The sequence below is a fragment of the Rheinheimera mesophila genome, from assembly GCF_000986865.1.
GTDB classification, from domain to species: Bacteria; Pseudomonadota; Gammaproteobacteria; order Enterobacterales; family Alteromonadaceae; genus Pararheinheimera; species Pararheinheimera mesophila.
Genome location: NZ_LAVS01000086.1, coordinates 249,418 through 273,338 on the forward strand (window position 1 = coordinate 249,418; position 23,921 = coordinate 273,338).

At 48.0% G+C, this 23,921-nt stretch carries 26 protein-coding genes; 12 read left to right on the forward strand and 14 right to left on the reverse strand.

What is annotated here, in order from left to right:
- Positions 1 to 28: 28 nt before the first annotated feature.
- The 7 genes from hemW to SD53_RS13920 are packed head-to-tail and all read right to left on the reverse strand — an operon-like array spanning position 29 to position 4,623.
- Positions 29 to 1,189 (reverse strand): radical SAM family heme chaperone HemW, encoded by a 1,161-nt coding sequence (hemW, locus tag SD53_RS13890; RefSeq protein WP_046520769.1) that lies wholly within the window; start codon positions 1,187 to 1,189, stop codon positions 29 to 31.
- Positions 1,186 to 1,803: an RdgB/HAM1 family non-canonical purine NTP pyrophosphatase gene (gene rdgB, locus SD53_RS13895; RefSeq protein WP_046520770.1), complete on the reverse strand. Its 618-nt coding sequence runs from the start codon at positions 1,801 to 1,803 to the stop codon at positions 1,186 to 1,188. Before rdgB ends, hemW begins: the two co-directional genes overlap by 4 nt.
- A gap of 54 nt (positions 1,804 to 1,857) precedes the next feature.
- Complete coding sequence (locus SD53_RS13900; protein WP_046520771.1) at positions 1,858 to 2,283, reverse strand: DUF4426 domain-containing protein; 426 nt, start codon at positions 2,281 to 2,283, stop codon at positions 1,858 to 1,860.
- Positions 2,283 to 2,573, reverse strand: a complete 291-nt coding sequence (locus SD53_RS13905) for a DUF167 family protein (RefSeq protein WP_046520772.1) — start codon at positions 2,571 to 2,573, stop codon at positions 2,283 to 2,285. The genes SD53_RS13900 and SD53_RS13905 overlap by 1 nt, the downstream gene beginning before the upstream one ends.
- Positions 2,574 to 3,116: a YggT family protein gene (locus SD53_RS13910; RefSeq protein WP_046520773.1), complete on the reverse strand. Its 543-nt coding sequence runs from the start codon at positions 3,114 to 3,116 to the stop codon at positions 2,574 to 2,576.
- A gap of 9 nt (positions 3,117 to 3,125) precedes the next feature.
- A complete protein-coding gene (proC, locus tag SD53_RS13915; protein WP_046520774.1) occupies positions 3,126 to 3,941 on the reverse strand; it encodes a pyrroline-5-carboxylate reductase in 816 nt (271 codons plus the stop codon).
- Positions 3,931 to 4,623 (reverse strand): YggS family pyridoxal phosphate-dependent enzyme, encoded by a 693-nt coding sequence (locus tag SD53_RS13920; RefSeq protein WP_082101876.1) that lies wholly within the window; start codon positions 4,621 to 4,623, stop codon positions 3,931 to 3,933. The genes proC and SD53_RS13920 overlap by 11 nt, the downstream gene beginning before the upstream one ends.
- Before the next feature lie 42 nt (positions 4,624 to 4,665).
- Here SD53_RS13920 and SD53_RS13925 point away from each other — a divergent pair, with 42 nt between their 5' ends.
- Both SD53_RS13925 and SD53_RS13930 read left to right on the forward strand, forming a co-directional pair.
- Positions 4,666 to 5,739 (forward strand): type IV pilus twitching motility protein PilT, encoded by a 1,074-nt coding sequence (locus SD53_RS13925; protein WP_046520775.1) that lies wholly within the window; start codon positions 4,666 to 4,668, stop codon positions 5,737 to 5,739.
- A gap of 5 nt (positions 5,740 to 5,744) precedes the next feature.
- Entirely contained in the window at positions 5,745 to 6,866 is a 1,122-nt protein-coding gene (locus SD53_RS13930) for a PilT/PilU family type 4a pilus ATPase (RefSeq protein ID WP_046520776.1), read from the forward strand.
- Positions 6,867 to 6,910: 44 nt separating this feature from the next.
- On the opposite strand, the gene SD53_RS13935 is transcribed toward SD53_RS13930, so the two are convergent.
- The 7 genes from SD53_RS13935 to metK form a co-directional block, all read right to left on the reverse strand.
- Complete coding sequence (locus tag SD53_RS13935; RefSeq protein WP_046520777.1) at positions 6,911 to 7,168, reverse strand: DUF1653 domain-containing protein; 258 nt, start codon at positions 7,166 to 7,168, stop codon at positions 6,911 to 6,913.
- Positions 7,158 to 7,592: a Holliday junction resolvase RuvX gene (ruvX, locus tag SD53_RS13940; RefSeq protein ID WP_046520778.1), complete on the reverse strand. Its 435-nt coding sequence runs from the start codon at positions 7,590 to 7,592 to the stop codon at positions 7,158 to 7,160. The genes SD53_RS13935 and ruvX overlap by 11 nt, the downstream gene beginning before the upstream one ends.
- Positions 7,592 to 8,149, reverse strand: a complete 558-nt coding sequence (locus SD53_RS13945) for a YqgE/AlgH family protein (RefSeq protein WP_046520779.1) — start codon at positions 8,147 to 8,149, stop codon at positions 7,592 to 7,594. The genes ruvX and SD53_RS13945 overlap by 1 nt, the downstream gene beginning before the upstream one ends.
- 9 nt (positions 8,150 to 8,158) lie before the next feature.
- A complete protein-coding gene (gene gshB / locus SD53_RS13950) occupies positions 8,159 to 9,121 on the reverse strand; it encodes a glutathione synthase (protein ID WP_046520780.1) in 963 nt (320 codons plus the stop codon).
- Positions 9,122 to 9,142: 21 nt separating this feature from the next.
- Entirely contained in the window at positions 9,143 to 9,871 is a 729-nt protein-coding gene (gene rsmE, locus SD53_RS13955) for a 16S rRNA (uracil(1498)-N(3))-methyltransferase (RefSeq protein WP_082101877.1), read from the reverse strand.
- Between the two features lie 110 nt (positions 9,872 to 9,981).
- Complete coding sequence (locus SD53_RS13960; RefSeq protein ID WP_046520781.1) at positions 9,982 to 11,541, reverse strand: AbgT family transporter; 1,560 nt, start codon at positions 11,539 to 11,541, stop codon at positions 9,982 to 9,984.
- Positions 11,542 to 11,683: 142 nt separating this feature from the next.
- Positions 11,684 to 12,835: a methionine adenosyltransferase gene (metK, locus tag SD53_RS13965; protein WP_046520782.1), complete on the reverse strand. Its 1,152-nt coding sequence runs from the start codon at positions 12,833 to 12,835 to the stop codon at positions 11,684 to 11,686.
- Between the two features lie 351 nt (positions 12,836 to 13,186).
- On the opposite strand from metK, the gene tkt reads away from it, so the two are divergent.
- The 10 genes from tkt to SD53_RS14015 all read left to right on the forward strand — a co-directional run bounded on the left by tkt (position 13,187) and on the right by SD53_RS14015 (position 23,913).
- Positions 13,187 to 15,184: a transketolase gene (gene tkt / locus SD53_RS13970; RefSeq protein ID WP_046520783.1), complete on the forward strand. Its 1,998-nt coding sequence runs from the start codon at positions 13,187 to 13,189 to the stop codon at positions 15,182 to 15,184.
- A gap of 61 nt (positions 15,185 to 15,245) precedes the next feature.
- The gene (epd, locus tag SD53_RS13975) at positions 15,246 to 16,259 is read left to right on the forward strand and encodes an erythrose-4-phosphate dehydrogenase (protein ID WP_046520784.1); all 1,014 of its coding nucleotides are present in this window, start codon (positions 15,246 to 15,248) and stop codon (positions 16,257 to 16,259) included.
- 49 nt (positions 16,260 to 16,308) lie between these two features.
- Entirely contained in the window at positions 16,309 to 17,493 is a 1,185-nt protein-coding gene (locus SD53_RS13980) for a phosphoglycerate kinase (protein ID WP_046520785.1), read from the forward strand.
- 138 nt (positions 17,494 to 17,631) lie between these two features.
- Positions 17,632 to 18,696, forward strand: coding sequence for a class II fructose-bisphosphate aldolase (fba, locus tag SD53_RS13985; RefSeq protein WP_046520786.1), 1,065 nt, complete (start codon positions 17,632 to 17,634; stop codon positions 18,694 to 18,696).
- Between the two features lie 241 nt (positions 18,697 to 18,937).
- Positions 18,938 to 19,711 (forward strand): DUF3450 domain-containing protein, encoded by a 774-nt coding sequence (locus tag SD53_RS13990; protein ID WP_046520841.1) that lies wholly within the window; start codon positions 18,938 to 18,940, stop codon positions 19,709 to 19,711.
- Between the two features lie 6 nt (positions 19,712 to 19,717).
- Complete coding sequence (locus SD53_RS13995; RefSeq protein WP_046520787.1) at positions 19,718 to 21,082, forward strand: MotA/TolQ/ExbB proton channel family protein; 1,365 nt, start codon at positions 19,718 to 19,720, stop codon at positions 21,080 to 21,082.
- A complete protein-coding gene (locus SD53_RS14000) occupies positions 21,082 to 21,606 on the forward strand; it encodes a MotA/TolQ/ExbB proton channel family protein (RefSeq protein ID WP_046520788.1) in 525 nt (174 codons plus the stop codon). Before SD53_RS13995 ends, SD53_RS14000 begins: the two co-directional genes overlap by 1 nt.
- A gap of 13 nt (positions 21,607 to 21,619) precedes the next feature.
- Positions 21,620 to 22,021 (forward strand): ExbD/TolR family protein, encoded by a 402-nt coding sequence (locus tag SD53_RS14005; RefSeq protein ID WP_046520789.1) that lies wholly within the window; start codon positions 21,620 to 21,622, stop codon positions 22,019 to 22,021.
- A 1-nt stretch (position 22,022) separates the two neighbouring features.
- Positions 22,023 to 22,643: an energy transducer TonB gene (locus tag SD53_RS14010; RefSeq protein ID WP_046520790.1), complete on the forward strand. Its 621-nt coding sequence runs from the start codon at positions 22,023 to 22,025 to the stop codon at positions 22,641 to 22,643.
- A 4-nt stretch (positions 22,644 to 22,647) separates the two neighbouring features.
- On the forward strand, positions 22,648 to 23,913 hold the full coding sequence (locus SD53_RS14015; RefSeq protein WP_046520791.1) for a tetratricopeptide repeat protein: 1,266 nt from the start codon (positions 22,648 to 22,650) through the stop codon (positions 23,911 to 23,913).
- Positions 23,914 to 23,921: the final 8 nt, after the last annotated feature.

Consider the following 23,921-nt stretch of genomic DNA (forward strand, 5'->3'; position numbering starts at 1 on the left):
CCTTCATTATTTTTTGTAGTTAATTGGATCAAATAAATAGCGACAGCAAATCATTCAGGTAGCGCGCACCTTTCGGGCTGATTTGCCAGTCTGTTTCAGTACTGCTAATTAACCCCAGTTGCTCTGCTTTGGCAAGCGCATCCTCCACAGATGTGATGGGCAGGCCGGTATAAGCGCTGAAATCCTGTTTAGGGCAGGCTTCGAGTAAACGAAAGCGGTTCATAAAAAACTCAAAAGCTCTGTCGTCCGGAGCGACTTGATTGCACTCATCCAGATAGCCTTTGCTGATATCCATATAACCTTTGGGGTGCTTGATTTTGACCGGCCGGATAATTTGGCCAGTCTCTGGCATAGTAATTTTGCCATGAGCACCACAACCAATACCTAAGTAGTCACCGTAACGCCAGTAGTTCAGGTTGTGCCGGCACTGCTGACCTGGCTGGCTGTAGGCCGAAATTTCGTACTGCGTATAATCATGTTGCTGTAATAGCCGATGGCCTTGCTCTTGAATATCCCACAAGGCTTCGTCTTCTGGCAGCACGGGTGGGCGGGAAGCAAAAGCTGTATTAGGTTCTATCGTCAGTTGATACCACGATAAATGCGGTGGCTTTAACTCTATCGCCTGCTGCAAATCGGCCAAAGCTCCTGTGACATCCTGATCCGGCAGGCCATGCATTAAATCCAGATTAAAGCTTTGAAGCGGCAAAGTTGCGGCCAGTTGGGCGGCTTTTATCGCTTCCTCACAGTTATGAATACGGCCTAAGGCTTTGAGCTGTTCCGCCTGAAAACTTTGTACACCTATAGAAAAACGGGTGACTCCTGCGCCGACATAAGCTGCAAAACGGGCGGCTTCGACAGTGCCTGGGTTGGCTTCCATGGTGATTTCGCAATCCGGGCTAAGCTGAAGCTCTGTGCGCACGCCATCCAGAATGGCCTGAATGCCTTCGCCGCTAAAGGTACTGGGCGTGCCACCCCCCATAAAAATCGAGCTAATCTCACGACCCTGCACATAGGCTAAATCCTGATGTAAATCGGCCAATAAGTGGCTGATGTATTCCTGCTCAGGGATGCCTTGTTTTACTGCGTGGGAGTTAAAGTCGCAATAAGGGCATTTTTGAATACACCAGGGAATATGGATATAAAGCGCGAGCGGCGGCAGTTGCAGCTCTGTGGTCAATGCCGGGTTCATTCGCCTTGTTCGCCTTTTAATTGTTCACCTTTTAATAAGGCCACCAATAAACGCAAGGCTTTGCCTCTGTGGCTTAACTGCTTTTTCTGCTCTGCAGTTAATTCAGCCGCTGTGCCTTGGCTATCGTCAGGCAGAAATATCGGGTCATAACCAAAACCACCGGAGCCTGCGGCTTCAAAAGCAATCTGACCATGCCAGATACCATGAGCAATCACAGGCACCGGATCGTCGGCATGGCGGACAAAGGCCAGCACACAGTGAAACTGAGCGGCACGTTCGCCTGGTGGTACATCTTTTAAATCGACCAGCAATTGCTGCAGATTTTTTAAATCGTTGCCATGTTCACCAGCATAACGGGCGGAATAAATCCCTGGCGCGCCGCCTAAGGCATCGACAGCTAAACCTGAATCGTCGGCAATCGCAGGTAAACCAGTTAAACGGCTGGCGTGGCGGGCTTTGATCAGGGCGTTTTCAATAAAACTTAAACCATCTTCAATCGCATCCGGCACCTGAAAATCGGACTGCGGTAACACTTGCCAGTCAAAAGGGGCGAGTAGGGCAGATAACTCGGCTAATTTGCCTTTATTGCCAGTGGCTAATACAAGTTTTTGCATAAGGAAACCTTTGAAACGAAAAAGGCTCAGGGATACTGAGCCGTAACAAGAGGATTAATCTATGTAGAAGACCTGAGAAAACTCCAACTTCTGATTCTCTGTGCCTTGCCAGATATCCAGTTTAAAGTTCAGATGTTTTTGGTCATGCACCGGCACCTGCGCCAGATAATAAATCGCATCGCCTTCTCTGACTTCACGAAAGCTCAGTTCAATCTGCTTCTGCGTTAAATCAGTGGCGGTGCCAGAAATCCGCACTTGTTGCGCTTTTTGATCGCTGCTATTGAGCACCGAAATGTTCAGCACCGCCTGATATTTGCTGCGCTGTAACTGGTAACTTTGGGCGACTTTGGCGTCAATCATAGTGCTGTCAAACGCGATGTAATGCACATCCCAGGGCCCCAGTACTTTTTTTTGTTCGGCGTGAAGCGGACTGAAAAACAGGCCAACAACCAGGCTGGCAGCAAGCAAATAAGTTTTCATCAGAACTCCAGATAAGGTTGTAAGGCGTCTGGGACAGTGCAGGGCGCGACAATGCGCCACTTTTTCTGCCTGCTCAGTTCGCCTTTTTCCAGCAGCACCTGACGTTTGGCCACGTCAAAACTTTGCGCCAGAAATTGGTGTAAATGGGCATTAGCTTTGCCATCTACAGGTGGGGCTTTAATCGCCACTTTGATCGCATCGCCATGCAAGCCTAAAAACTGATCCCGGCTGGCACCCGGCTGTACATGCAAGTGCAGCAAAATATCGCCGTTGGCCAGTCGGATTAACATTTAGAAACCACGTAACATATTGCTCAATAGGATCTGGATAAACTGAATGCCTAACAGGACGACCAATAAAGATAAATCCAGCCCGCCCATAGCTGGGATAACGCGGCGTACCGGACGTAATAAAGGTTCGGTCAACTGATGCATCACCAGCTCCACTGGATTACGGCCCTGACTGAACCAGCTCAGTAAAGCGCGGATCACTAAAATCCAGAAGGCCAGTTGCAACGCTTCGGTGATCAGCAAAACCAAAGCACTCAACGGCAGATAGACATAAATCACCTGACCTAACTGCAGCAGTTGCACTATGGCAACATGCAACACACAAATAGCAAAGGCAAAAATCCAGCTAGCGCTGTCAATGGGCCCCATACTTGGCAGAAAACGACGCAGCGGGATGATCACCGGATTGGTGGCTTTGACAATAAACTGGCTAAATGGATTGTAAAAATCGGCTCTGGCGCTTTGCAGCCAAATACGCAGTATCACCACCATCAGATAAAGTTTGATCAGGCTACTTATCAGAAAAAAGAATGCTTCGGTCATTGTGAGTCCTCAAAGAGTGTTTGCCATGTCTTCAGCACGGCGTATCGCTGCATACATGGCGTCTTTGACCATGCTTTCAAGCTTGTGGTGTTTAAAAGTTTCAATGGCTTCATGGGTGGTGCCTCCTTTGGAGGTGACCTGAGCACGCAATGCTTCAAAACTAAGTTCGGACTGACCGGCCATAGTGGCCGCGCCTAAGGCAGTTTGCGCCACCATAGCTTTGGCCTGTGCTTCATCAAAGCCCAGCTCCAGTGCTACCTGCTGCATCGCCTGCATAAAATAGAAAAAATAGGCTGGTGCGCTGCCTGTCACGGCAATAATGGCATTAATGTCTTGTTCTCTCTGCAGCCAGACGGTTTTGCCTGTGCCTGCAAATAGCTTTTCAGCAAAAGATTGCTCATACACAGAGCAGCGGCTTGGGAATAAACCAGTCACACCCAACCCAACCAAAGCCGGAGTATTGGGCATAGCGCGGATAATCCGCACCTGGCCCAGCAACTGCTCAAAACGTTCAATTGAAATACCGGCAGCGACGGAAATAAACAGTTTTTCCTGAGATTCAGGCGCCTGTTCTATGATCTGCTGGCAGACCTCTGCCATCATCTGAGGTTTGACCGCCAGCACTATCACATCAGCTTTAGTCACTGCCTCGATATTATCTGTGGTGGTTGCTATCTGGTATTGGCTTTCTAAGACCTTTAATTTTTCCGCATTACGATTGGCGGCAATAATATTTTCAGCAGGATAGCCCTGCCGAATCATAGCGCCGATGATGCACTGCGCCATATTGCCAGCGCCGATAAATGCGACCGTGTTATCTATCATCAGAATGTGTTTCCCGGGCTCCGAAAATGGCCGTGCCTAATCTTATCATAGTAGAACCAAAGCGCAGAGCCTGTTGCCAGTCATCTGACATGCCCATTGAAAGTTCTTTGGCATCAGGATAGTGCTGTTGCAATTGCAGTGACAGCTTTTGCATTTGCTCGAAGGCTTCTGCGCTGTTACCGGGCTGTGGAATGGCCATCAAACCTTTCAGTTGAAGCTGGGGTAACTTAGCTACCGCAGCGGCCAATGGCAATAACTCGTCGGGTTTTATGCCTGATTTGGACTCTTCCGCGCTGATATTAATTTGTAACAGGACCCGCAGTGGGGCTTTATCAGCAGGGCGCTGCGCCGCTAACCGTTCGGCAATTTTTAACCGCTCGATACTGTGGACCCAGTCTGCGTATTGGGCTATGTCTTTGGTTTTATTCGACTGAATAGGGCCAATAAAATGCCACTCTATATCCGCAAGCTGCTGCAACTCTGTCGCTTTACTCACCAGTTCCTGTACATAGTTTTCACCAAAAGCGCGCTGACCTGCCTGATAGGCCGCAGCCACAGAAGAGGCTGGTTTGGTTTTACTGACCGCAATCAGGCGGCTTTGTTGGCTTAATTGCTGTTTTGTCTGAAATTCTGTGATGGCGTTGTAGGCTGATTTCAACGCTTCTGCTATGTTGTTTGTCATATCAACTCTGTTTTTAGCCCTTGCTTTGGAGTGTTTTCCACCATGGATATTACCGAATTACTCGCCTTTAGTGTGCAACATAAAGCCTCTGACTTACATTTATCTGCTGGAGTGCCGCCACTGATCCGGGTGGATGGGGATGTACGGCGCCTGAATATTCCGGCTTTGGATCATAAAGCAGTACACGCTTTGGTGTACGACATTATGAACGACCGTCAGCGTAAAGAGTACGAAGAAAAACTCGAATCCGATTTTTCTTTTGAAGTGCCGGGGCTGGCGCGGTTTCGTGTCAATGCCTTTGTACAAAACCGCGGCGCTGCTGCGGTGTTTCGTACTATTCCAAGTGAGGTGTTAAGTCTGGACGATTTGCAGGCACCAGAGGTGTTTCGCAGTATCTCAGACAATCCCCGCGGTTTAGTGCTGGTGACAGGGCCTACAGGTTCAGGGAAATCGACCACTCTGGCGGCGATGATTGACTACATCAACACCACCAAAAACCATCACATTCTAACCATTGAAGATCCGATTGAGTTTGTGCACCAGAATAAACTTAGTTTAATTAACCAGCGTGAAGTACACCGTGATACCCATAGTTTCAGTAATGCGTTGCGCTCGGCGTTACGCGAAGATCCCGATGTGATTTTGGTCGGCGAGCTGCGCGATTTGGAAACCATTCGTCTGGCGATGACTGCGGCTGAAACCGGTCATTTGGTGTTTGGTACTTTGCACACCACTTCAGCGCCCAAAACCATAGACAGGATCATTGACGTTTTCCCTGGTGAAGAAAAAGCCATGGTGCGTTCTATGTTGTCTGAGTCCTTAAGAGCTGTTATTTCACAAACCTTACTGAAGAAAAACGGTGGTGGCCGGGTTGCAGCTCATGAAATTATGCTGGGGGTTCCGGCTATTCGAAACCTGATCCGCGAGGACAAAATAGCTCAGATGTATTCTGTGATCCAAACCGGTGCAGCCCATGGTATGCAAACTATGGATCAATGCCTGATTAATCTGGTCAATCGTGGTGTGATCAATCAAAAAGATGCTCTGGCCAAAGCGCAGGATAAAAATTCCTTTAACAGCATGGGTACTATGGGCGGCATGGGCCGAATGGGGTAACAGCAATGGGCTTAATCGACTATCTGCATAAAATGGTGGCGGCTGGCGCTTCGGATTTATTTATCACCGCAGGTTTGGCTGCTTCGGCGAAAATTAACGGTGAACTGCAGCCTATTGCCGAACAGCAGCTAAGTGCAGAGCAAGCGCTGGCTTTGGTGTTATCGGCCATGACGCCAAAACAACAAGCCCAGTTTCAGCAAGATAAAGAGTGCAACTTTGCCATCGCCAACGACGCCGGACGGTTTCGGGTCTCCGCCTTTTGGCAGCGCGATCAGGCCGGTATGGTAGTGCGCCGTATTGTCACCACCATTCCAAAAGCCGATGACCTGGGCCTGCCCGCTGTTTTGAAAGACATCATTATGTCTAAACGCGGACTGGTGCTGTTTGTCGGCGGCACAGGCGCTGGTAAATCGACCTCCTTGGCGGCTTTGCTGGGTTATCGGAACCAAAACGCCCGGGGCCATATTTTAACCATCGAAGATCCCATTGAATTTGTACACGAACACCAAAAAAGCCTGGTGACGCAGCGTGAAGTAGGGATAGATACCGAATCCTTTGAAGCGGCGCTGAAGAGCTCGTTACGTCAGGCGCCGGACGTCATTTTAATAGGTGAGATTCGTAGTCAGGACACCATGGAATACGCCTTGTCTTTTGCTGAAACCGGCCACTTATGTATCGCGACTTTACACGCCAACAATGCCAATCAGGCGATAGATCGTATTATGCATCTGGTACCTAAGGAAAAACACGGCAAGCTGCTGTTTGATTTATCGTTGAATTTACGCGCTATAGTGGCGCAACAACTGGTGCCTACGGCGGATGGCAAAAAGCGGGTGGCTGCAATTGAAGTGCTGCTGAATTCGCCGCTGATTGCTGATTTAATTAAACGCGGCGAGATAGGCGAAATCAAAGCTGTGATGAGTAAATCCAGAGAACTGGGTATGCAAACCTTTGATCAGGCGCTGTACGATTTATACAAAGCAGGCCAAATCAGCCATTCAGATGCATTGCATTTTGCCGATTCGCCCAATGATTTACGTTTAATGATGAAATTACAGGAGGGGAGCACTGGAGCTGGCTTGCTGGCAGGGGTTACAGTGGCTGGTTTAACGGATAATGATTCATAAAATGGGGATAACAGGCGCCGAGACTTAAGCTCTGCGCCTGACGCTCATAAAGTTATGGCTGTTGGTAAGGTACCAAGCTCCGCAGGCGCTTGCTGTGAAACAAAACTAAAGCGGGGCACCAGTTCGCCAGCGACTTCCACGTTGCTGATAAACATTTCCAGCGGTCGCACCCATAAGCCAAAGTCACCGTATAAAGCGCGGTACAGCACCAGCTCTTCGTCGGTTTCACTGTGTCGTACCAAGGCCAGTACCTGATAAAATGGCCCTTTGTAGTGGCGATAGAAACCAGTTTTAATCGCCATAAGCACCACCGTTTTCAAACCAGCTCTCTAAAATCAGTTTAGCGGACAAACTATCAACCAGCTCTTTACTGAGTTTTTTAAAGCCACCTTCGGCAAACAGTTGCGAGCGGGCGTCCACTGTGGTTAGACGTTCATCCTGAGTTTTTACCTGCAAGCCATAGCGGCCATGCAGGCGATTGACAAACTTATGCACCCGGGCAGTAAAAGGTTGTTCTGTACCATCCATGTTCAAGGGTAAACCCACCACCAGAAGCTTAGGTTGCCATTCTTTGATTAAGGCTTCGATCTGAGCCCAGTTTGGTGTGCCATCCTGCGCTTTTAACGCTTTGAGCATAGTGGCTGTGCCTGTCATGCTTTGGCCTACAGCCACCCCAATGCTTTTTAAGCCATAATCAAAGGCTAATACGGTAACGCTACTACTCATCAGGCGTGACCTGCTTGCGGGCTTAATTGCCAGACTTCAATGCCCATCGCCTGGGCCGCACCTTGCCATTTTTCGGCATGACTCATTTCAAAAATGATGTTGTTGTCGGCTGGGATCATCAACCAGCTATTTTCTGCCATTTCTTTTTCCAGTTGACCAGCGCTCCAGCCGGCATAACCTAACGCCAGAATAAACTTCTCGGGTGCATCTTCCGTGGTTAATTTTTCTAAGATATCCCTGGAGGTGGTCACCATCAAATCGTTATTTAAACGCATGCTGCTGGTATAGCCCTCTTTGGGGGTATGTAACACAAAACCTCTGTCACTTTGCACCGGACCACCGGCACAGACATGAGCTTTGGCTGCAGCGCTTTCGGTATCATGTTCGATCTGCAATTGGCTCAACAGTTCTGTGACTCTGACCGGCATGGGATGATTAATCACAATACCCATCGCTCCTTCGGCATTGTGCTCGCAAATGTAGGTGACACTGCGTTTAAACATCGGATCATCCAAACCCGGCATCGCAATCAATAAATGATTCTGAAAATTGTCCATAGTACCGCCTTAGGACTGTTGCTGCTTCTGCTTTAACAGTAGTTCAATCTGGTCAAATAACATGCCTGTGATACTGACCGGAAACGCTGCTTCAATCTCACGAATACAGGTGGGGCTGGTGACATTTATTTCAGTTAACCGGTCACCAATAATATCCAGACCAACAAAAATCAGGCCTTTGGCTTTGAGTGTCGGGCCGACAGCACGGGCAATGGCCCAATCACTTTCCGTCAATGGGCGTGCTTCACCACGACCACCGGCGGCTAAATTACCGCGCGTTTCACCGCTGGCAGGAATGCGTGCCAGGCAATAAGGCACAGGTTCACCATTGACCACCAGCACACGTTTGTCGCCGTCTTTAATTTCCGGAATAAAGCGCTGCGCCATGGCATAACGGCTGCCGTGTTCGGTCAGGGTTTCGATAATGACGCTGACATTGGCATCGTCCGGCTTTAGGCGGAAAATAGAGGCCCCCCCCATACCATCGAGCGGCTTTAAAATCACATCCTGCTCTTGCTGATAAAAGGCTTTTAAGCGGGCTGCATCGCGGGTGACCAGAGTTTTTGGGGTGTGCTGTGCAAACCAACTGGTGTAGAGCTTTTCGTTGGCATCACGCAAACTTTGTGGTTTGTTGACGATCAGCGTGCCTTCGTCTTCGGCTCGTTCCAAAATATAAGTGGCGTAAATAAATTCGGTGTCAAAAGGTGGATCTTTGCGCATTAAGATCACATCCAGATCGGACAAGGCGATATCCTGAGTACCACCAAAATCATACCAGTGCTCACTATTTTGCTGAACGGACAGTAAACGGCTACGGGCACGGGCCTGGCCTTCGATTAAATACAGGTCATTCATTTCCATGTAATGAAGCTGATAACCTCGGGATTGTGCCTGCAATAACATGGCAAAACTGGAGTCTTTTTTGATGTTGATGTCCGCGATAGGGTCCATCACTATGCCTAATTTAATCATCTTCACTCCTGTGTGATCGGCTCAGGCCAGATCACCAAATTGTAACTGTAATGCGCTGATCGCGGTTAAGGCTGCTGTTTCTGTGCGTAGTACTCTGGGTCCTAACCGAACCGCCAGAAAGCCGGCGTCTTTGGTTTGGGCGACTTCATGGTCGGTAAAACCGCCCTCAGGACCTATGACAAGGCGAATTGCCTGACTGCCTGTGATGGTCTTAATGGAGTCGGAGGTCCAGGGATCCAAGGTCAGCTTTAAATCTTTTGTCTCCTGTGCCAACCATTTGGTCAGGGGTAACGCGGTATGGATCACCGGCACTACACTGCGTCCTGACTGCTCACAAGCGGCTATTGCAATTTTTTGCCACTGCTCTGTGCGTTTGGCCAGGCGTTCCGCATCCAGTTTGACACCACAACGTTCGGTAAACAGCGGGGTAATTTCAGTGACGCCCAGTTCCACTGCTTTTTGAATGACAAAATCCATCCGATCACCACGGGAAATGCCCTGGCCTAAATGCAGTCTGAGCGGTGACTCTACCGGATTATCGGCCACGCTGATGGCTTTTACCCGCAGTTGTTTTTTTTCAACCGCAGTAATAACGGCCTGATAGTTCTGACCATCGCCGTTAAATAAACAGAGCTCGTCACCGTTGTGCATACGTAACACACGACCTATGTGATTGGCACCGTCCTCAGCCAGGGCAAATTCTTGTTGCAGCGGGATGCTACCTGGCTGGTAAATTCTGGGAATACGCATAAAAATCGCTTCTTAAGCAACTGACAGGCTGCATATGGTAGCAGGCAAACGCTGGGCTGTGTATGGCTTGTGATGCAACAACTGCATCACAAGCCACTAAAAACACAGGGTTAAGGGGCAGGGTAGACGTAACTGGAGCCTATGCCTAAAGGTAGCCCCAGCATCCAGTATAAAATCAGGAAGCTGGTCCAGCAGACTAACAAGGCGATGGAATAGGGTAACATCAGCGCGACCAGCGTACCTATGCCTGTGGATTTCACATACTTCTGGCAAAACACCACAATAAGCGGGAAATAAGGCATCAGAGGTGTGATGATATTAGTGGACGAATCGCCAACCCGATAAGCAGCTTGAGTTAAATCAGGTGACACCCCTAATTGCATCAGCATCGGCACTAACACAGCACCAATCAGCGCCCATTTTGCAGAGGCTGAACCTATCAGTAGGTTCACTGTGGCGGTCAGCAACACCAACCCTATCAGGTTAACGGCCATAGGAAAGGCCATTTCCTGTAAATAGTTTGCCCCTTTAATTGCCAGCAAAGCGCCTAAGTTCGACTGACCAAAGGCGAAAATAAACTGAGCGCAGAAAAATGCCATAACGATATAGTAGCCCATACCGCTCATGGCTTTGGTCATGCCTTGCACTACATCTTTATGAGTTTTTACTTTGCCTGAAACATAACCGTAGACAATGCCGGGCAGCAGGAAAAATACGAAAATAAGCCCAACAATAGACTGCATCAGAGGTGCAGACGCCGCAGTCAGCTCGCCTGTGCTGGCTCGCCATGCAGAGTTCTCCGGCCACACGACCACAACCAATGCCGCAATAGCTGCCAGCATGGAGAGCAAGGCATACCGCAAACCTTTGCGTTCATCATCTGTCAATGGATCCATAGAGGGCAACTGGTCCGGATCACCATCGACTTTGGTTTGTTGCAGGCGCGGTTCAACAAATTTATCTGTCAGTACCCAACCTACGATCACAATCAGCAGCACTGAGGCTGTAGTGAAGTAGTAGTTATTTAACGGATTAATCACCAAACTGGCGGCAGCGGGGTCGGCCGATAAGCGGGCTGAAGCCTGGGTTAAACCTGCCAGCAGAGGGTCTAAACTGGACGGCACAAATAAAGTGGCCGCAAAACCGCCTGATACACCAGCAAAAGCGGCGGCAATACCAGCTAAAGGGTGACGACCAGCGGCATAAAAAATCACAGCGCCTAATGGGATCACCAGCACGTAACCAGCATCCACGGCTACATGGCTTAAGATACCTACTGCAATTAAAACCGGGGTCAGGAGTTTTTTTGAGGTGACGGCTAAAATGCTGCGAAGTCCTGCGTTAATAAAACCAGTGTATTCAGCAACTCCTAAACCCAACATAGCGACCAGTACCACCCCCAAAGGTGGGAAATTGACAAAAGTGCTGACCATTTTTGCCATGAAATCTGCAAAAGCCGCACCTTCTAACAGGTTTTTTACCTGAAAAGGCTGGCCTGTGCGCGGGTCTATATCAGTGAAGGTCACACCAGACAAAGCCCAGGACAGGCCCCAGACAAAAAACATTAACAAAGCAAATAAAATTGCAGGGTCGGGCAGTTTATTACCGATACGTTCTATAGCATTAAGGCTGCGATTGAGCCAGGAAGTTTTTACGGCACTGGATGTCATGGATACTCCGTGTTGATGTTTTAGTCATCTGCTGTGACTGTTTTTTTCTGGTTTTACCTTAGCGTGCTTTGTTGAGATGGTAAATAACAAAAGGAGAGCCTGGCTCTCCTTTTGTTATTTTTCTGTGTATAAAAACAAAAACTTAGATTTTTGCCTCAGAGCGCAGAATCTCGGCTTTGTCGGTTTGCTCCCACGGGAATTCATTGCGACCAAAGTGACCGTAGGCCGCTGTAGCGCGGTAAATAGGACGCTCTAACTGCAACATCTGGATCAGGCCATAAGGGCGTAAGTCAAAGTGACGGCGGATTAAGGCTATCAGTTGATCTTCGCTTAATGTGCTGGTGCCAAAGGTTTCTACACTGATTGACGTAGGTTCAGCCACACCTATAGCGTAAGACACCTGAATTTCACAACGTTCAGCTAAACCAGCAGCGACAATATTCTTAGCCACATAACGGGCAGCATAAGCAGCAGAGCGGTCTACTTTGGATGGATCTTTACCAGAGAAAGCACCACCGCCGTGACGTGCCATACCGCCGTAGCTGTCGACGATAATTTTACGGCCTGTTAAACCGCAGTCACCCATAGGACCACCGATCACAAAACGGCCTGTTGGGTTGATGAAAAACTTGGTCTTATTACTCAACCACTCGGTTGGTAACACAGGCTTGATGATGTGCTCCATGACGGCTTCACGCAAATCAGCAGTAGAGATGGTGTCACAGTGCTGAGTGGATAACACCACGGCATCAATGCCCACTGGTTTGCCATTTTCGTAGACAAAACTGAGCTGCGATTTCGCATCAGGACGTAACCAGCTTAAGGTGCCGTCTTTACGCACTTTAGCCTGCTGTTGTACTAAGCGGTGAGAATAAGTAATAGGGGCTGGCATTAACACATCAGTCTCATTGCTGGCATAACCAAACATTAAGCCCTGATCGCCTGCGCCTTGTTCACTTGGATCTTTTTTGTCCACACCCTGATTAATATCTGGCGACTGTTTACCAATGGCGCTTAACACAGCACAGGAGTTGGCATCAAAGCCCATGTCTGAATGGACATAACCTATATCACGAATAGTGCTGCGGGTTAACTCTTCGATATCGACCCAGGCTGAAGTGGTGATTTCGCCACCTACTAACACCATGCCTGTTTTTACGAAGGTTTCGCAGGCAACACGGGCTTTTGGATCTTGTTCTAAAATCGCATCCAGTACCGCGTCAGAAATCTGATCAGCGATTTTATCCGGATGCCCTTCAGAAACAGATTCAGAGGTAAAAATGTGTTGTGCCATTTACGTATTCCACATGTTGGTTGTTATCGCGCCTGGGCGCTGTAATTTGGGGCGGCTATTTTAGTGAAAGCCACTGGCCATTGCCAGAACTTTCTGCCGCCCGGACGTCTTTAATGCTAAAGCTTGTCGATGTATCGGCCAAAGCCCGGAAAACTTTGCTTTGGCATGGATTAAAATTTGCGATTTGGTCGATGCTCTGTGAAAATAAGCCCAGCTTTGCCGTATCCATGTAAAAACAGCGCTTACCCGCTTAGCCGCCAATTGGGTCAAGACAAAAAGAGCAGCGCGAGAATACGGGTAACCCCACCCCTTGGATCAAAGTCATATAAAGTTAATCAAGCAGGAGAGAAGATGCCATCTCGTAAACAACTCGCTAATGCCATTCGTGCATTGAGTATGGATGCAGTGCAAAAAGCGAAATCAGGTCACCCGGGCGCCCCTATGGGCATGGCAGACATTGCTGAAGTATTGTGGCGTGATTATTTGGTTCATAACCCACAAGACCCAAGCTGGGCCAACCGTGACCGCTTTGTGTTGTCCAACGGCCATGGTTCTATGCTGTTGTATTCTCTGTTGCATCTCTCCGGCTACGATTTAGGTATTGAAGATTTAAAACAATTTCGTCAATTACATTCCCGCACGCCTGGTCACCCTGAATATGGTTATGCGCCCGGTGTGGAAACCACTACGGGTCCTTTAGGTCAGGGTATTACTAATGCGGTCGGTATGGCCATAGCCGAGAAAGCTCTGGCGGCTCAGTTCAATAAGCCAGGCCATGCTGTGGTTGACCATTACACTTATACCTTTTTAGGCGATGGCTGTTTGATGGAAGGGGTATCCCACGAAGCTTGTTCTTTGGCCGGCACTTTAGGTTTAGGCAAGCTGATCGCATTCTGGGATGACAATGGTATTTCTATCGATGGTCATGTCGAAGGCTGGTTCACTGACAATACGCCTGCACGGTTTGAAGCCTACGGCTGGCATGTGATTGCAGGCGTGGATGGCCATGATTCTGCGGCTATTGCTGCGGCTATTGAGCAAGCACGTGCTGTCAGTGACAAGCCGACTTTAATCTGCTGCAAAACCATTATTGGTTACGGCTCACCGAATAAATCCGGTTCACACGACTGCCACGGCGCACCTTTAGGCGATGCTGAAATTGCCGCAGCCCGTGAATATTTAGGCTGGGAGCATGCTCCTTTTGTCATCCCACAAGACATTTATCAACAGTGGGATGGCAAAGCCAAAGGTGCTGCAGCGCAGCAAAGCTGGAACGAAAAATTTGCCGCTTATGCCCAAGCTTATCCTGAACTGGCGGCTGAATTTAACCGCCGTATGGCGGGCGATTTACCGGCCGACTGGGCAGAGAAATCTGCAGCTTATATTCAGCATCTGCAGGATAACCCGCAGTCTATTGCTACCCGCAAAGCCTCTCAAAACAGCTTAAATGCTTTTGGTCCTTTATTGCCTGAGTTATTGGGTGGCTCAGCCGATTTGGCGGGTTCAAACCTGACCATTTGGTCTGGATCTAAAGGGGTCACAGCAGAAGATGCCAGCGGCAACTACCTGTATTATGGTGTGCGTGAGTTTGGTATGTCTGCCATCATGAATGGTATAGCTTTGCACGGTGGTTTTATCCCCTACGGTGCAACCTTCCTGATGTTTATGGAATATGCCCGTAACGCAGTGCGTATGGCTGCCCTGATGAAACAACGGGTGATTTTTGTTTACACCCACGATTCTATTGGTTTAGGCGAAGACGGCCCGACTCACCAGCCGGTTGAGCAGTTAGCGTCATTGCGTGTAACGCCGAATCTGATGAACTGGCGTCCCTGCGATGCAGTCGAATCTGCGGTGGCGTGGCAGGCAGCGATTGAACGCACCGAAGGCCCAAGTACTTTAATCTTCACCCGCCAGAATCTGGTGCAACAGCCTCGCACAGCGCAGCAATTGGCTGATATCCGTAAAGGCGGTTATGTGTTGCTGGATTCTGCCAGCACGCCAGAACTGATTCTGATTGCGACTGGTTCTGAAGTGGAGCTGGCGGTACAGGCGTACCATCAGTTAACAGCGGCGGGCCGGAAGGTTCGTGTTGTATCTGTGCCTTCCACTGATGTATTCGAAGCGCAAAGTGCGGACTACCGTGAATCTGTATTGCCTGCTGCCGTGACCAAACGGGTCGCCGTGGAAGCCGGTATTAAAGATACCTGGTATAAGTACGTCGGCCTGAGCGGTAAAATCATTGGGATGGACAGTTTTGGCGAATCAGCTCCGGCTGAGCAACTGTTTGAACACTTTGGTATTACCACTGCTGCCGTGGTTGCAGCGGCCAATGAGTTATTAGCGTAAAGTGAAAAGGGGCCTTGGGGCCCCTCTTTTTAATCAGTAAATGCGTGAAGATTGAGTAGCAATGACCATTAAAGTGGCAATTAACGGCTTTGGCCGTATAGGTCGGAATATCCTGCGTGCTGTATATGAGTGTGGTTTAACGGAGCAGGTTCAGGTGGTCGCTATTAATGAACTGGCAGACGCCAAAGGGATAGCGCACTTATTAAAATACGATACCTCGCATGGCCGTTTTGCTTTTCCGGTTGAACTGAATGAGCAGGGGCTGCTGGTCAATGGCGATGCCATAGCATTGTTTTGTCAGGCCGATCCGGCTCAGTTGCCCTGGGATGAGTTGCAGGTTGACGTGGTTCTCGAATGCACAGGGGTGTTTCATAGCCGCTCAGATGCGCAGTTGCATTTAGATGCCGGAGCCAAAAAGGTGTTGTTTTCTCACCCCGCCGATGCAGATATTGATGCCACCGTCATTTATGGCATTAACCAACATTTATTAACAGAGCAAATGACCGTAGTCTCTGCTGGTTCTTGCACCACCAACTGTATAGTGCCGGTGATCCAGGTGCTGGACCAGCATTTTGGCGTCGAAAGTGGCACCATCACCACTATACATGCCTCTATGAATGATCAGCAGGTGATCGACGCCTATCACGATGATTTACGTCGTACCCGGGCGGCCAGCCAGTCTATTATTCCGGTTGATACCAAGTTAGCCCGCGGTATTGAACGCATCATGCCGCATTTAGCCGGACGTTTTGAAGCGATAGCAGTGCGGGTGCCGACGGTGAACGTCACGGCGATGGATTTGAGTGTCACCTTGCATCAGGACGTGGATCTCACTCAGGTTAATCAGGTACTAGAGCGTGCCAGAGCAGGGGAGTTGGCCGGTATTCTGGATTACACCGAAGAGCCGTTAGTGTCTGTCGATTTTAATCATGATGCGCACTCCTGTATTGTCGACGGTTCACAAACCCGGGTTAGCCATAAACGTTTGGTGAAATGTTTAGTCTGGTGTGACAACGAATGGGGCTTTGCTAACCGAATGCTTGATACGGCTCGCGCTATGATGCGTTTTGTCTGAACTCATTAAAATTAAATAGTAAAAGTTAATCAAATCACAGGAGTCTGGTATGTCAGTTATTAAAATGGCGGATGTCGATTTAACAGGGAAGCGGGTGCTGATCCGTGAAGATTTAAACGTACCGGTAAAAAACGGCAAAGTGACCTCAGATGCCCGGTTAAAAGCCGCTATTCCTACCATCGAACTGGCGCTTAAAAAAGGTGGCAAGGTGATGGTGTGTTCCCATTTAGGCCGCCCTGATGAAGGTGTGTACGCCGAAGAGTTTTCGATGGCACCTGTGGTAGATTATTTAAACGACGCTTTGTCTGTGCCTGTGCGTTTGGTCAAAGACTATCTGGATGGCGTTGACGTCAATGCCGGTGAAGTCGTGGTGTTTGAAAACGTGCGCTTTAACAAAGGCGAAGGTAAAAACGACGAAGCGTTGTCAAAAAAGTTGGCTGCGTTATGTGATGTGTTTGTGATGGACGCTTTTGGCACAGCCCACCGCGCTCAGGCAACCACGCACGGTGTGGCAAAATTTGCCCCAATCGCCTGCGCTGGTCCTTTGTTGGCTGCTGAGTTAGACGCATTAGCCGCAGCGCTGAAAAACCCCAAACGCCCATTAGTGGCCATCGTAGGTGGCTCTAAAGTGTCGACTAAGCTGACTGTGCTTGAATCTTTATCCGGTATTGTCGATCAGTTGATTGTCGGTGGTGGTATTGCCAATACATTTATTGCTGCACAAGGTTATCCGGTAGGAAAATCTCTGGTGGAAACTGACCTGATCCCTGAAGCCAAGCGTTTGATGGCTCAAGCCAAAGCCAATGGTGGTTCTATTCCGGTACCTACAGATGTAGTCACAGGTAAAGCCTTTGCTGAAGACACACCGGCAACAACCAAATCTGTGTCGGACATCAGTGACGATGATATGGTGTTTGATATAGGTCCTGACAGCAGTGCCGCTCTGGTCGATATTCTGAAAAATGCCGGCACCATCGTCTGGAACGGTCCTGTCGGTGTATTTGAGTTTGCCTCCTTTGAACAAGGAACCAAAGCCTTGGCCTTAGCCATAGCCGACAGCAAGGCATTTTCGATCGCCGGAGGTGGCGATACCTTGGCCGCTATTGATAAATATGATTTAGCTGACAAAATTTCCTATATTTCTACCGGAGGCGGTGCATTCCTCGAATTTCTGGAAGGCAAAACTTTACCCGCAGTGGAAATTTTGGAACAACGTGCGAAGGCGACAGCCTGACGCTGCTTATTACAAATAACTACAAAAATCTGAAAAGAAAACGACCGCAGGCGCTGTATAACTAAAGATCACCTCAGGTGACAGCAGAGTCCGCGGTTTTAAACACAACCCTTACCCTACACAAAGAGAGAGGATCTCATGGCTCTGATTTCAATGCGCCAAATGCTGGACCACGCTGCTGAGTTTGGTTATGCAGTACCAGCGTTTAACGTCAATAACTTAGAACAAATGCGTGCCATTATGCTGGCCGCTGATGCAACAGACAGTCCGGTGATAGTGCAGGCGTCCGCTGGTGCACGTAAATATGCCGGAGCACCGTTTCTGCGTCATCTGATCCTGGCCGCCATTGAAGAGTTTCCGCATATTCCTGTGGTGATGCATCAGGACCACGGCACCTCTGCTGCAGTGTGTCAGCAAGCCATTCAGCTGGGTTTTTCTTCAGTGATGATGGATGGCTCGTTAGGAACTGATGGCAAAACGCCGACAGATTATGAATACAATGTGAATGTAACGCGCCGTGTTGTAGAAATGGCGCATGCCTGTGGTGTTTCGGTGGAAGGCGAATTAGGTTGTTTAGGCTCACTGGAAACCGGGGCTGCAGGCGAGGAAGATGGCATAGGTGCTGATTGTATTCTGAGCCATGACCAAATGTTAACTGACCCGGAAGAGGCTGCCCAGTTTGTGAAAGCAACAGGCGTCGATGCGCTGGCTATTGCCTGCGGTACGTCCCACGGTGCTTACAAGTTCAGTCGTCCACCAACAGGGGACATTCTGGCCATTGATCGGATCAAAGATATTCACGCCCGCATCCCGGACACTCACCTGGTGATGCATGGTTCGTCCTCTGTTCCTCAGGAGTGGTTAGCTGTAATTAACGAATACGGTGGTGCTATCCCTGAAACTTATGGCGTGCCCGTTGAGCAAATTCAGGAAGGGATCAAGTATGGCGTGCGCAAGATCAATATAGACACGGATCTGCGTTTAGCTTCCACAGGCGCTATTCGTCGTTATATGGCGAAAAACCCTGCAGAATTTGATCCGCGTAAGTATTTGCAGGAGTCAGTCAAAGCTATGACTGAAATTTGTAAAGATCGTTATCTGGCGTTTGGTACAGCAGGTAATGCATCAAAAATAAAGGCCATTTCGCTTGAGCAAATGGTCAAGTTGTATGAGTCGGGAAAATTAACACCGAACATTAAATAAGCAAAAAAATTAATGGATTATTAATGCGGGAAAGCTCCCGGTTTTGCTTAAGATAAAAAGGGTATAACTCATCGTTAAATTGCAACAAAACTGTCATCGCTGACTGTCGTTGTTATATTGACAATACGCGAGTTTGCTGCAATGATGCGGGCGGTTTACCCTTTAACCGGGTTATCTTTTGTTACAAAAAATAACCTTTCAAAAACAGGTTACGTTAATCAGCAATTATTGGTTGGGAACTATGTCTAACAATAACATTCGTAAGAGTCTGGTTGCTTCTGCTCTGTTTGGAGCATTCGCATTGGCCAGCACCTCAGTAGCAGCAGATCCACTGGTAGAACTGCAGAAAGCGGGTCAGCAAAATATCCGCGCTTCAGTCCAATCTCAGGAAAAAATTAACAACATTTTTGACCAAAGCCAGGAATTACTGGCCGAGTACCGTCAATTAGTTGAACAAACTGAAAACTTAAAAGTTTACAACGACCACGTTGCTAAATTAGTTGCCGATCAAAACGCGTCTCTGTCTTCTCTTGACAAGCAAATCGGTACTATCGAAGGTACGAAGCAAGGTATTGTTCCTCTGATGTATCGTATGGTAGATACCTTAGAAGCCTTCATCAAAGCCGACATGCCAATTGACCTGAACAACCGTTTAGCTCGTATCGAGCGTCTGCGTTCAGTGTTAGGTAACTCAGCGGTAAACACCTCTGAAATGTACCGTTTAGTGATCGAAGCCTACCAGGTTGAAAAAGACTTAGGTACAGCTCTGGTGACTTACACGGACAAACTGGCTGTTGATGGTAGCGAAATTACCGTGAACTACGTTTACGTAGGCCGCGTTGCGTTACTGGCTCAATCTCTGGATGAAAAACAAGCCTGGATGTTCAACAGAACTACAGGTCAGTGGGAAGCTCTGGGTCAAGAGTACCTGGAATCTACCAAGTTAGCGATTCGTGTTGCGGGTAAACAAGCTGCCCCAGAATTGTTAAAACTTCCAGTGTTAGCAGCGGAGTAAGCATAAATGAAGAAAGTTTTTAAAGGTTTAGTAATTGCAGCTGTGGTAACTATGTCTGCAGGCGTGTGCTTAACTGCAGCAGCAGATACAGCCAAGCTGGATCAATTATTAGAGCAAGTTAAGAAATCACGCACCGCTGAAGGCAAAATCAACCAGCAACGTGAGCAAGAGTTCTTATCTGACCGCGCTGACAAACAAGCCCTGTTAAACAGAGCGAAAGCTGAATTTGCGGCTGAAGAAGCTCGTGGCAAGTCATTAACTCAACAATTTGCTGATAACGAAGGCAAACTGGCTGCAAAAGAAGCTGAATTAATTGCTGCCCAGGGTACTTTGGGTGAAATGTTTGGTATCGTTCGTGGTGCTGCAACTGAAACTATCGGTTCTATCGCTACCTCAAACATCAGTGCTCAGTACAAAGGCCGTGAAGAACTGCTGAAAAAACTGTCAGAAGCTAAAGAAATCCCAGAAATCAAAGAACTGGAAGAACTGTGGATCGCTCTGCAAACTGAAATGACAGAGTCAGCCAAAGTAGCTAAGTTCGAAGGCAACGTTGTTGGCTTAGATGGTAACGGTGCAACTGCTTCTGTCACTCGTATCGGTGCATTTAACCTGATTTCAGACATCGGTTACCTGGTGTTCAACGCAGATACTCAGGAAATGCAGCCTCTGGTAAAACAACCTGAGTCTTACATTGTTGCCGATGCGATAGCGTTCAAAGATGCTGCTCCAGGTACTCTGATGCCAGTATACATCGACCCGACTGGTGGTAACTTACTGCGTCTGAAAACTCAGGAAGCTACTCTGGAAGAGCAATTCCACCAAGGTGGTACTGTTGGTTACGTAATCACAGTTCTGTTAGGTATAGGTTTACTGATCGGTTTACTGCGCTTCTTAGCTCTGACGGCTGCTGCCTCAGGTGTGAACGCTCAGCTGAAAAACCTGTCTAATCCTTCGGATAAGAATGCTCTGGGTCGTATCCTGAAAGTGTACCACGACAACAAAAATGTTGACGTTGAAAACTTAGAGCTGAAACTGGACGAAGCCATTATGCGCGAAACTCCAGCCATCGAAAAAGGTATCGGTATTCTGAAGCTGATCGCTGCAGTAGGTCCTTTATTAGGTCTGTTAGGTACAGTTGTTGGTATGATCGGTGCGTTCCAGGTTATTACTTTACACGGTACTGGTGACCCGAAAATCATGGCTGGCCAGATTTCAATGGCGTTAGTAACAACTGTTCAAGGTTTGTTATGTGCTCTGCCATTACTGTTTATCCACTCTATGTTACAAACGAAGTCTAACTCAATCCTGCATGTCCTGGATGAGCAAAGCGCTGGTATCATCGCTGCTCATGCGGAGAAGGAGAAAGCGTAATGCATAGCCTGATAGAGCTTTGGGAATCTGTCAGGGATTTTATCGCAACCGGCGGTGATGTTCTGTATATCGTCGCCCTAGTGCTCTTCATCATGTGGGTATTGATCATAGAGCGCTTCTGGTTTATCAGTCGGGAATATCCAGTTCTGCGTAACAAAATTATTGCAGACTGGAACGCCCGGGTTGATACAACCTCTTGGTATGCGCATAAAATTCGTGATGCGTGGGTGTCTGATGCATCTACCAAACTGAATGAGCGGATCAATGTAATCAAAACCTTGGTTGCAATTTGTCCGATGGTTGGTTTGTTAGGTACTGTGACCGGTATGATCGCCGTGTTCGAGATTATGGCGGTACAAGGTACTGGTAACCCAAGACTGATGGCAGCTGGTATTTCAATGGCAACAATCCCAACTATGGCTGGTATGGTTGCCTGTTTATCAGGTGTATTTGTAACGTCCAAATTGGAAGGTAAGGTGAAGTCAGCGGTTCATGAATTAGCTGACAGCATGCCTCATCATTGATAGAGAGTATTTTATGGCACGTAGAATTAGACGTGAAGCCGAAGAGGCAGCAATCGATTTAACGCCAATGTTGGACGTTGTATTTATCATGCTGATCTTCTTTATCGTAACGACGTCGTTCGTTAAAGAAGCTGGTATTGACGTAAACCGTCCTAAAGCGGCGAAAGCTCAATCTAAGCCATCAGCCACTATCTTTATTGCGATCCGTGCAAACGGTGAAATTTGGATGGATAAACGTGCTGTAGACGTAGAGCGTGTTGGTGCAACAGTTGAGAAACTGTTAGCCGAATCGCCAACAGATACAGTGATCATCCAAGCAGATAAAGAAGCTAAGCATGGTATCGTGGTTCAGGTAATGGACCAAATCAAGCTGGCTGGTATCGATAAGATTTCGATCGCTGCGGAGAACAAGTAATATGGTAAGGTTATTACTATCACTGGTTGTTGGTGCGGTAATAACGTTTTTCCTGTATGTGTTGATGGCATTCCTTATAGGTGGGGATGATACGTTCACCAATGCTAAAAAGGAACAAATCGTTATTGAAATTAACTCGACACCGCCTGAGTCAAAAGCTCAGACCCGTGTTCGGGTGCCGCCACCACCACCACCACCACCGCCAGAGCCGCCAAAGGCTCCGGTTGCAGAACCTGAGTCTACCGATACTGGTGGTTCTATAGGATTCAACCTGCCGTCAGTTGACGTAGGTGGTGCCAGTACAGGATTAGGTGACCCGTCTTCAGCGATGATGCGTGATGGCGATGCTACTCCAATAGTACGTATTGAACCAAAATACCCGGTACAGGCCGCTCGTGATGGCTTACAGGGTTGGGTAAAAATGCGTTTCACTATTCTGGAAGATGGCAGCGTCGGTGACGTGACAGTTGTGGAAGCAGAACCTAAGCGTGTATTTGACCGTGAAGCAATTCGTGCACTGAAACGTTGGAAATATTCGCCAAAAGTGGTCGATGGTAAAGCAGTTCAGCAGCCAGGCATTATGGTTCAACTGGACTTCTCTCTAGACCAGGCTGGAGGTTAACATCATGAAGAAAATGACTACACTTACTTCTGCGTTAATCGTATTAGCTAGTTTTGGTGCTGCAACTCTGAGTTCGTATGCTGTAGCAGCTCCGGATCCGAAGAAAATTGAAGAGCGTAAAAACCGCAAATCAAGTGCCGTCGGTGAAAAAGTTGGTAAAGCCATCGGCAAAGCCTACGAGCTTTATGGTGCAGAAAAGTTAAACGAAGCTATCGCCGTATTGTCTGACGTTGAGTCAAGCAATGAGTTTGATATGGCTTACTTAAATCGTTTTTTAGGCAACATGTGGGCCGCGAAAGACGAGAAGAAAGCGATCAACTATTTACGTCAGGCCATCAAGCCTGATGTACTGAGCTTTACTGATCAGGCTGCAGCTTTACGTCTGCTTGCTGACTTGCTGTTAAGCGACAAGCAATACAATGAAGCGATCAAAACGTACAACCAGTGGTTAGATTTTACTGGTGAAAAAGAAGCGAACGTTTATCTGCGTATTGCCAGTGCTTACATGGAAATGAAGCAATATCAGAAGGTGATTGAGCCTGCAGATATGGCTATTGCCCTGCAAGATAAAGCCAAGCCAAACGCTGGTCCTTACACCTTGAAGTTTTCAGCTTATTTTGAAATGAAAAATAACAAGAAAGCCATCGAAGTGTTAGAGACGACAGTAAAGATTTTCCCTTCGGAAAAACGTTGGTGGACTTATCTGGCGCAGTTCTACAGTATCGAAGAGCAGTACGACAAAGCTCTGGTTACTTTAGAAGTAGCAGCTATGCAAGGTATGTTGGATTCAGCGAATGAGTACAAGCTGCTGGCTCAGTTGTATTCAAACGCCAACATTCCATACAAAGCCGGTACGACACTGGAAAAACATATTAAGTCTGGTTTAATCAAAAAAGATAAAACTATGCTAAACAGTATGGCCAGTTCGTTCCAGGCAGCGCGTGAGATGGATAAAGCTGCGCAGTATTACGGCGAATCAGCTCAGTTGGATAATGATGGCGATGCGTATCGTCGTCAGGGTTCCTCACTGATCCTCGCTGAAAAATATTCTGCTGCGGTTGTTGCGCTGAATAAAGCTCTTGAAGCTGGTGTGCAAGCTAAAGGCCCAGTCTACCTGGCATTAGTGGAAGCCTATTTCTACCAGAACAAGTTCAAGGATGCTTATCAGGCTGTTCAGAAAGCCAAAGCTGATCCTAAGTATGCCCGTCAGGCGGCAAGCTGGGAAAGCTATATTAAAGAACGCGCTAGTAAAAACAACGTGACTCTTTAATCTTAAAA

Bases quoted from the DNA above. Each gene is read 5' to 3' on its own strand.
- metK (WP_046520782.1), bottom strand. From the start codon at position 12,835: ATGGCACAACACATTTTTACCTCTGAATCTGTTTCTGAAGGGCATCCG.
- ruvX (WP_046520778.1), bottom strand. From the start codon at position 7,592: ATGAGTAGTAGCGTTACCGTATTAGCCTTTGATTATGGCTTAAAAAGC.
- SD53_RS13905 (WP_046520772.1), bottom strand. From the start codon at position 2,573: ATGTTAATCCGACTGGCCAACGGCGATATTTTGCTGCACTTGCATGTA.
- SD53_RS13920 (WP_082101876.1), bottom strand. From the start codon at position 4,623: ATGACAAACAACATAGCAGAAGCGTTGAAATCAGCCTACAACGCCATC.
- rdgB (WP_046520770.1), bottom strand. From the start codon at position 1,803: ATGCAAAAACTTGTATTAGCCACTGGCAATAAAGGCAAATTAGCCGAG.
- SD53_RS13990 (WP_046520841.1), top strand. From the start codon at position 18,938: ATGTCTAACAATAACATTCGTAAGAGTCTGGTTGCTTCTGCTCTGTTT.
- proC (WP_046520774.1), bottom strand. From the start codon at position 3,941: ATGATAGATAACACGGTCGCATTTATCGGCGCTGGCAATATGGCGCAG.
- tkt (WP_046520783.1), top strand. From the start codon at position 13,187: ATGCCATCTCGTAAACAACTCGCTAATGCCATTCGTGCATTGAGTATG.
- rsmE (WP_082101877.1), bottom strand. From the start codon at position 9,871: ATGCGTATTCCCAGAATTTACCAGCCAGGTAGCATCCCGCTGCAACAA.
- SD53_RS13900 (WP_046520771.1), bottom strand. From the start codon at position 2,283: ATGAAAACTTATTTGCTTGCTGCCAGCCTGGTTGTTGGCCTGTTTTTC.
- SD53_RS13960 (WP_046520781.1), bottom strand. From the start codon at position 11,541: ATGACATCCAGTGCCGTAAAAACTTCCTGGCTCAATCGCAGCCTTAAT.
- SD53_RS14005 (WP_046520789.1), top strand. From the start codon at position 21,620: ATGGCACGTAGAATTAGACGTGAAGCCGAAGAGGCAGCAATCGATTTA.
- SD53_RS13930 (WP_046520776.1), top strand. From the start codon at position 5,745: ATGGGCTTAATCGACTATCTGCATAAAATGGTGGCGGCTGGCGCTTCG.
- SD53_RS13980 (WP_046520785.1), top strand. From the start codon at position 16,309: ATGTCAGTTATTAAAATGGCGGATGTCGATTTAACAGGGAAGCGGGTG.
- gshB (WP_046520780.1), bottom strand. From the start codon at position 9,121: ATGATTAAATTAGGCATAGTGATGGACCCTATCGCGGACATCAACATC.
- fba (WP_046520786.1), top strand. From the start codon at position 17,632: ATGGCTCTGATTTCAATGCGCCAAATGCTGGACCACGCTGCTGAGTTT.
- SD53_RS13935 (WP_046520777.1), bottom strand. From the start codon at position 7,168: ATGGCGATTAAAACTGGTTTCTATCGCCACTACAAAGGGCCATTTTAT.
- SD53_RS14015 (WP_046520791.1), top strand. From the start codon at position 22,648: ATGAAGAAAATGACTACACTTACTTCTGCGTTAATCGTATTAGCTAGT.
- SD53_RS13910 (WP_046520773.1), bottom strand. From the start codon at position 3,116: ATGACCGAAGCATTCTTTTTTCTGATAAGTAGCCTGATCAAACTTTAT.
- SD53_RS14010 (WP_046520790.1), top strand. From the start codon at position 22,023: ATGGTAAGGTTATTACTATCACTGGTTGTTGGTGCGGTAATAACGTTT.
- SD53_RS13925 (WP_046520775.1), top strand. From the start codon at position 4,666: ATGGATATTACCGAATTACTCGCCTTTAGTGTGCAACATAAAGCCTCT.
- SD53_RS13995 (WP_046520787.1), top strand. From the start codon at position 19,718: ATGAAGAAAGTTTTTAAAGGTTTAGTAATTGCAGCTGTGGTAACTATG.
- hemW (WP_046520769.1), bottom strand. From the start codon at position 1,189: ATGAACCCGGCATTGACCACAGAGCTGCAACTGCCGCCGCTCGCGCTT.
- epd (WP_046520784.1), top strand. From the start codon at position 15,246: ATGACCATTAAAGTGGCAATTAACGGCTTTGGCCGTATAGGTCGGAAT.
- SD53_RS14000 (WP_046520788.1), top strand. From the start codon at position 21,082: ATGCATAGCCTGATAGAGCTTTGGGAATCTGTCAGGGATTTTATCGCA.
- SD53_RS13945 (WP_046520779.1), bottom strand. From the start codon at position 8,149: ATGGACAATTTTCAGAATCATTTATTGATTGCGATGCCGGGTTTGGAT.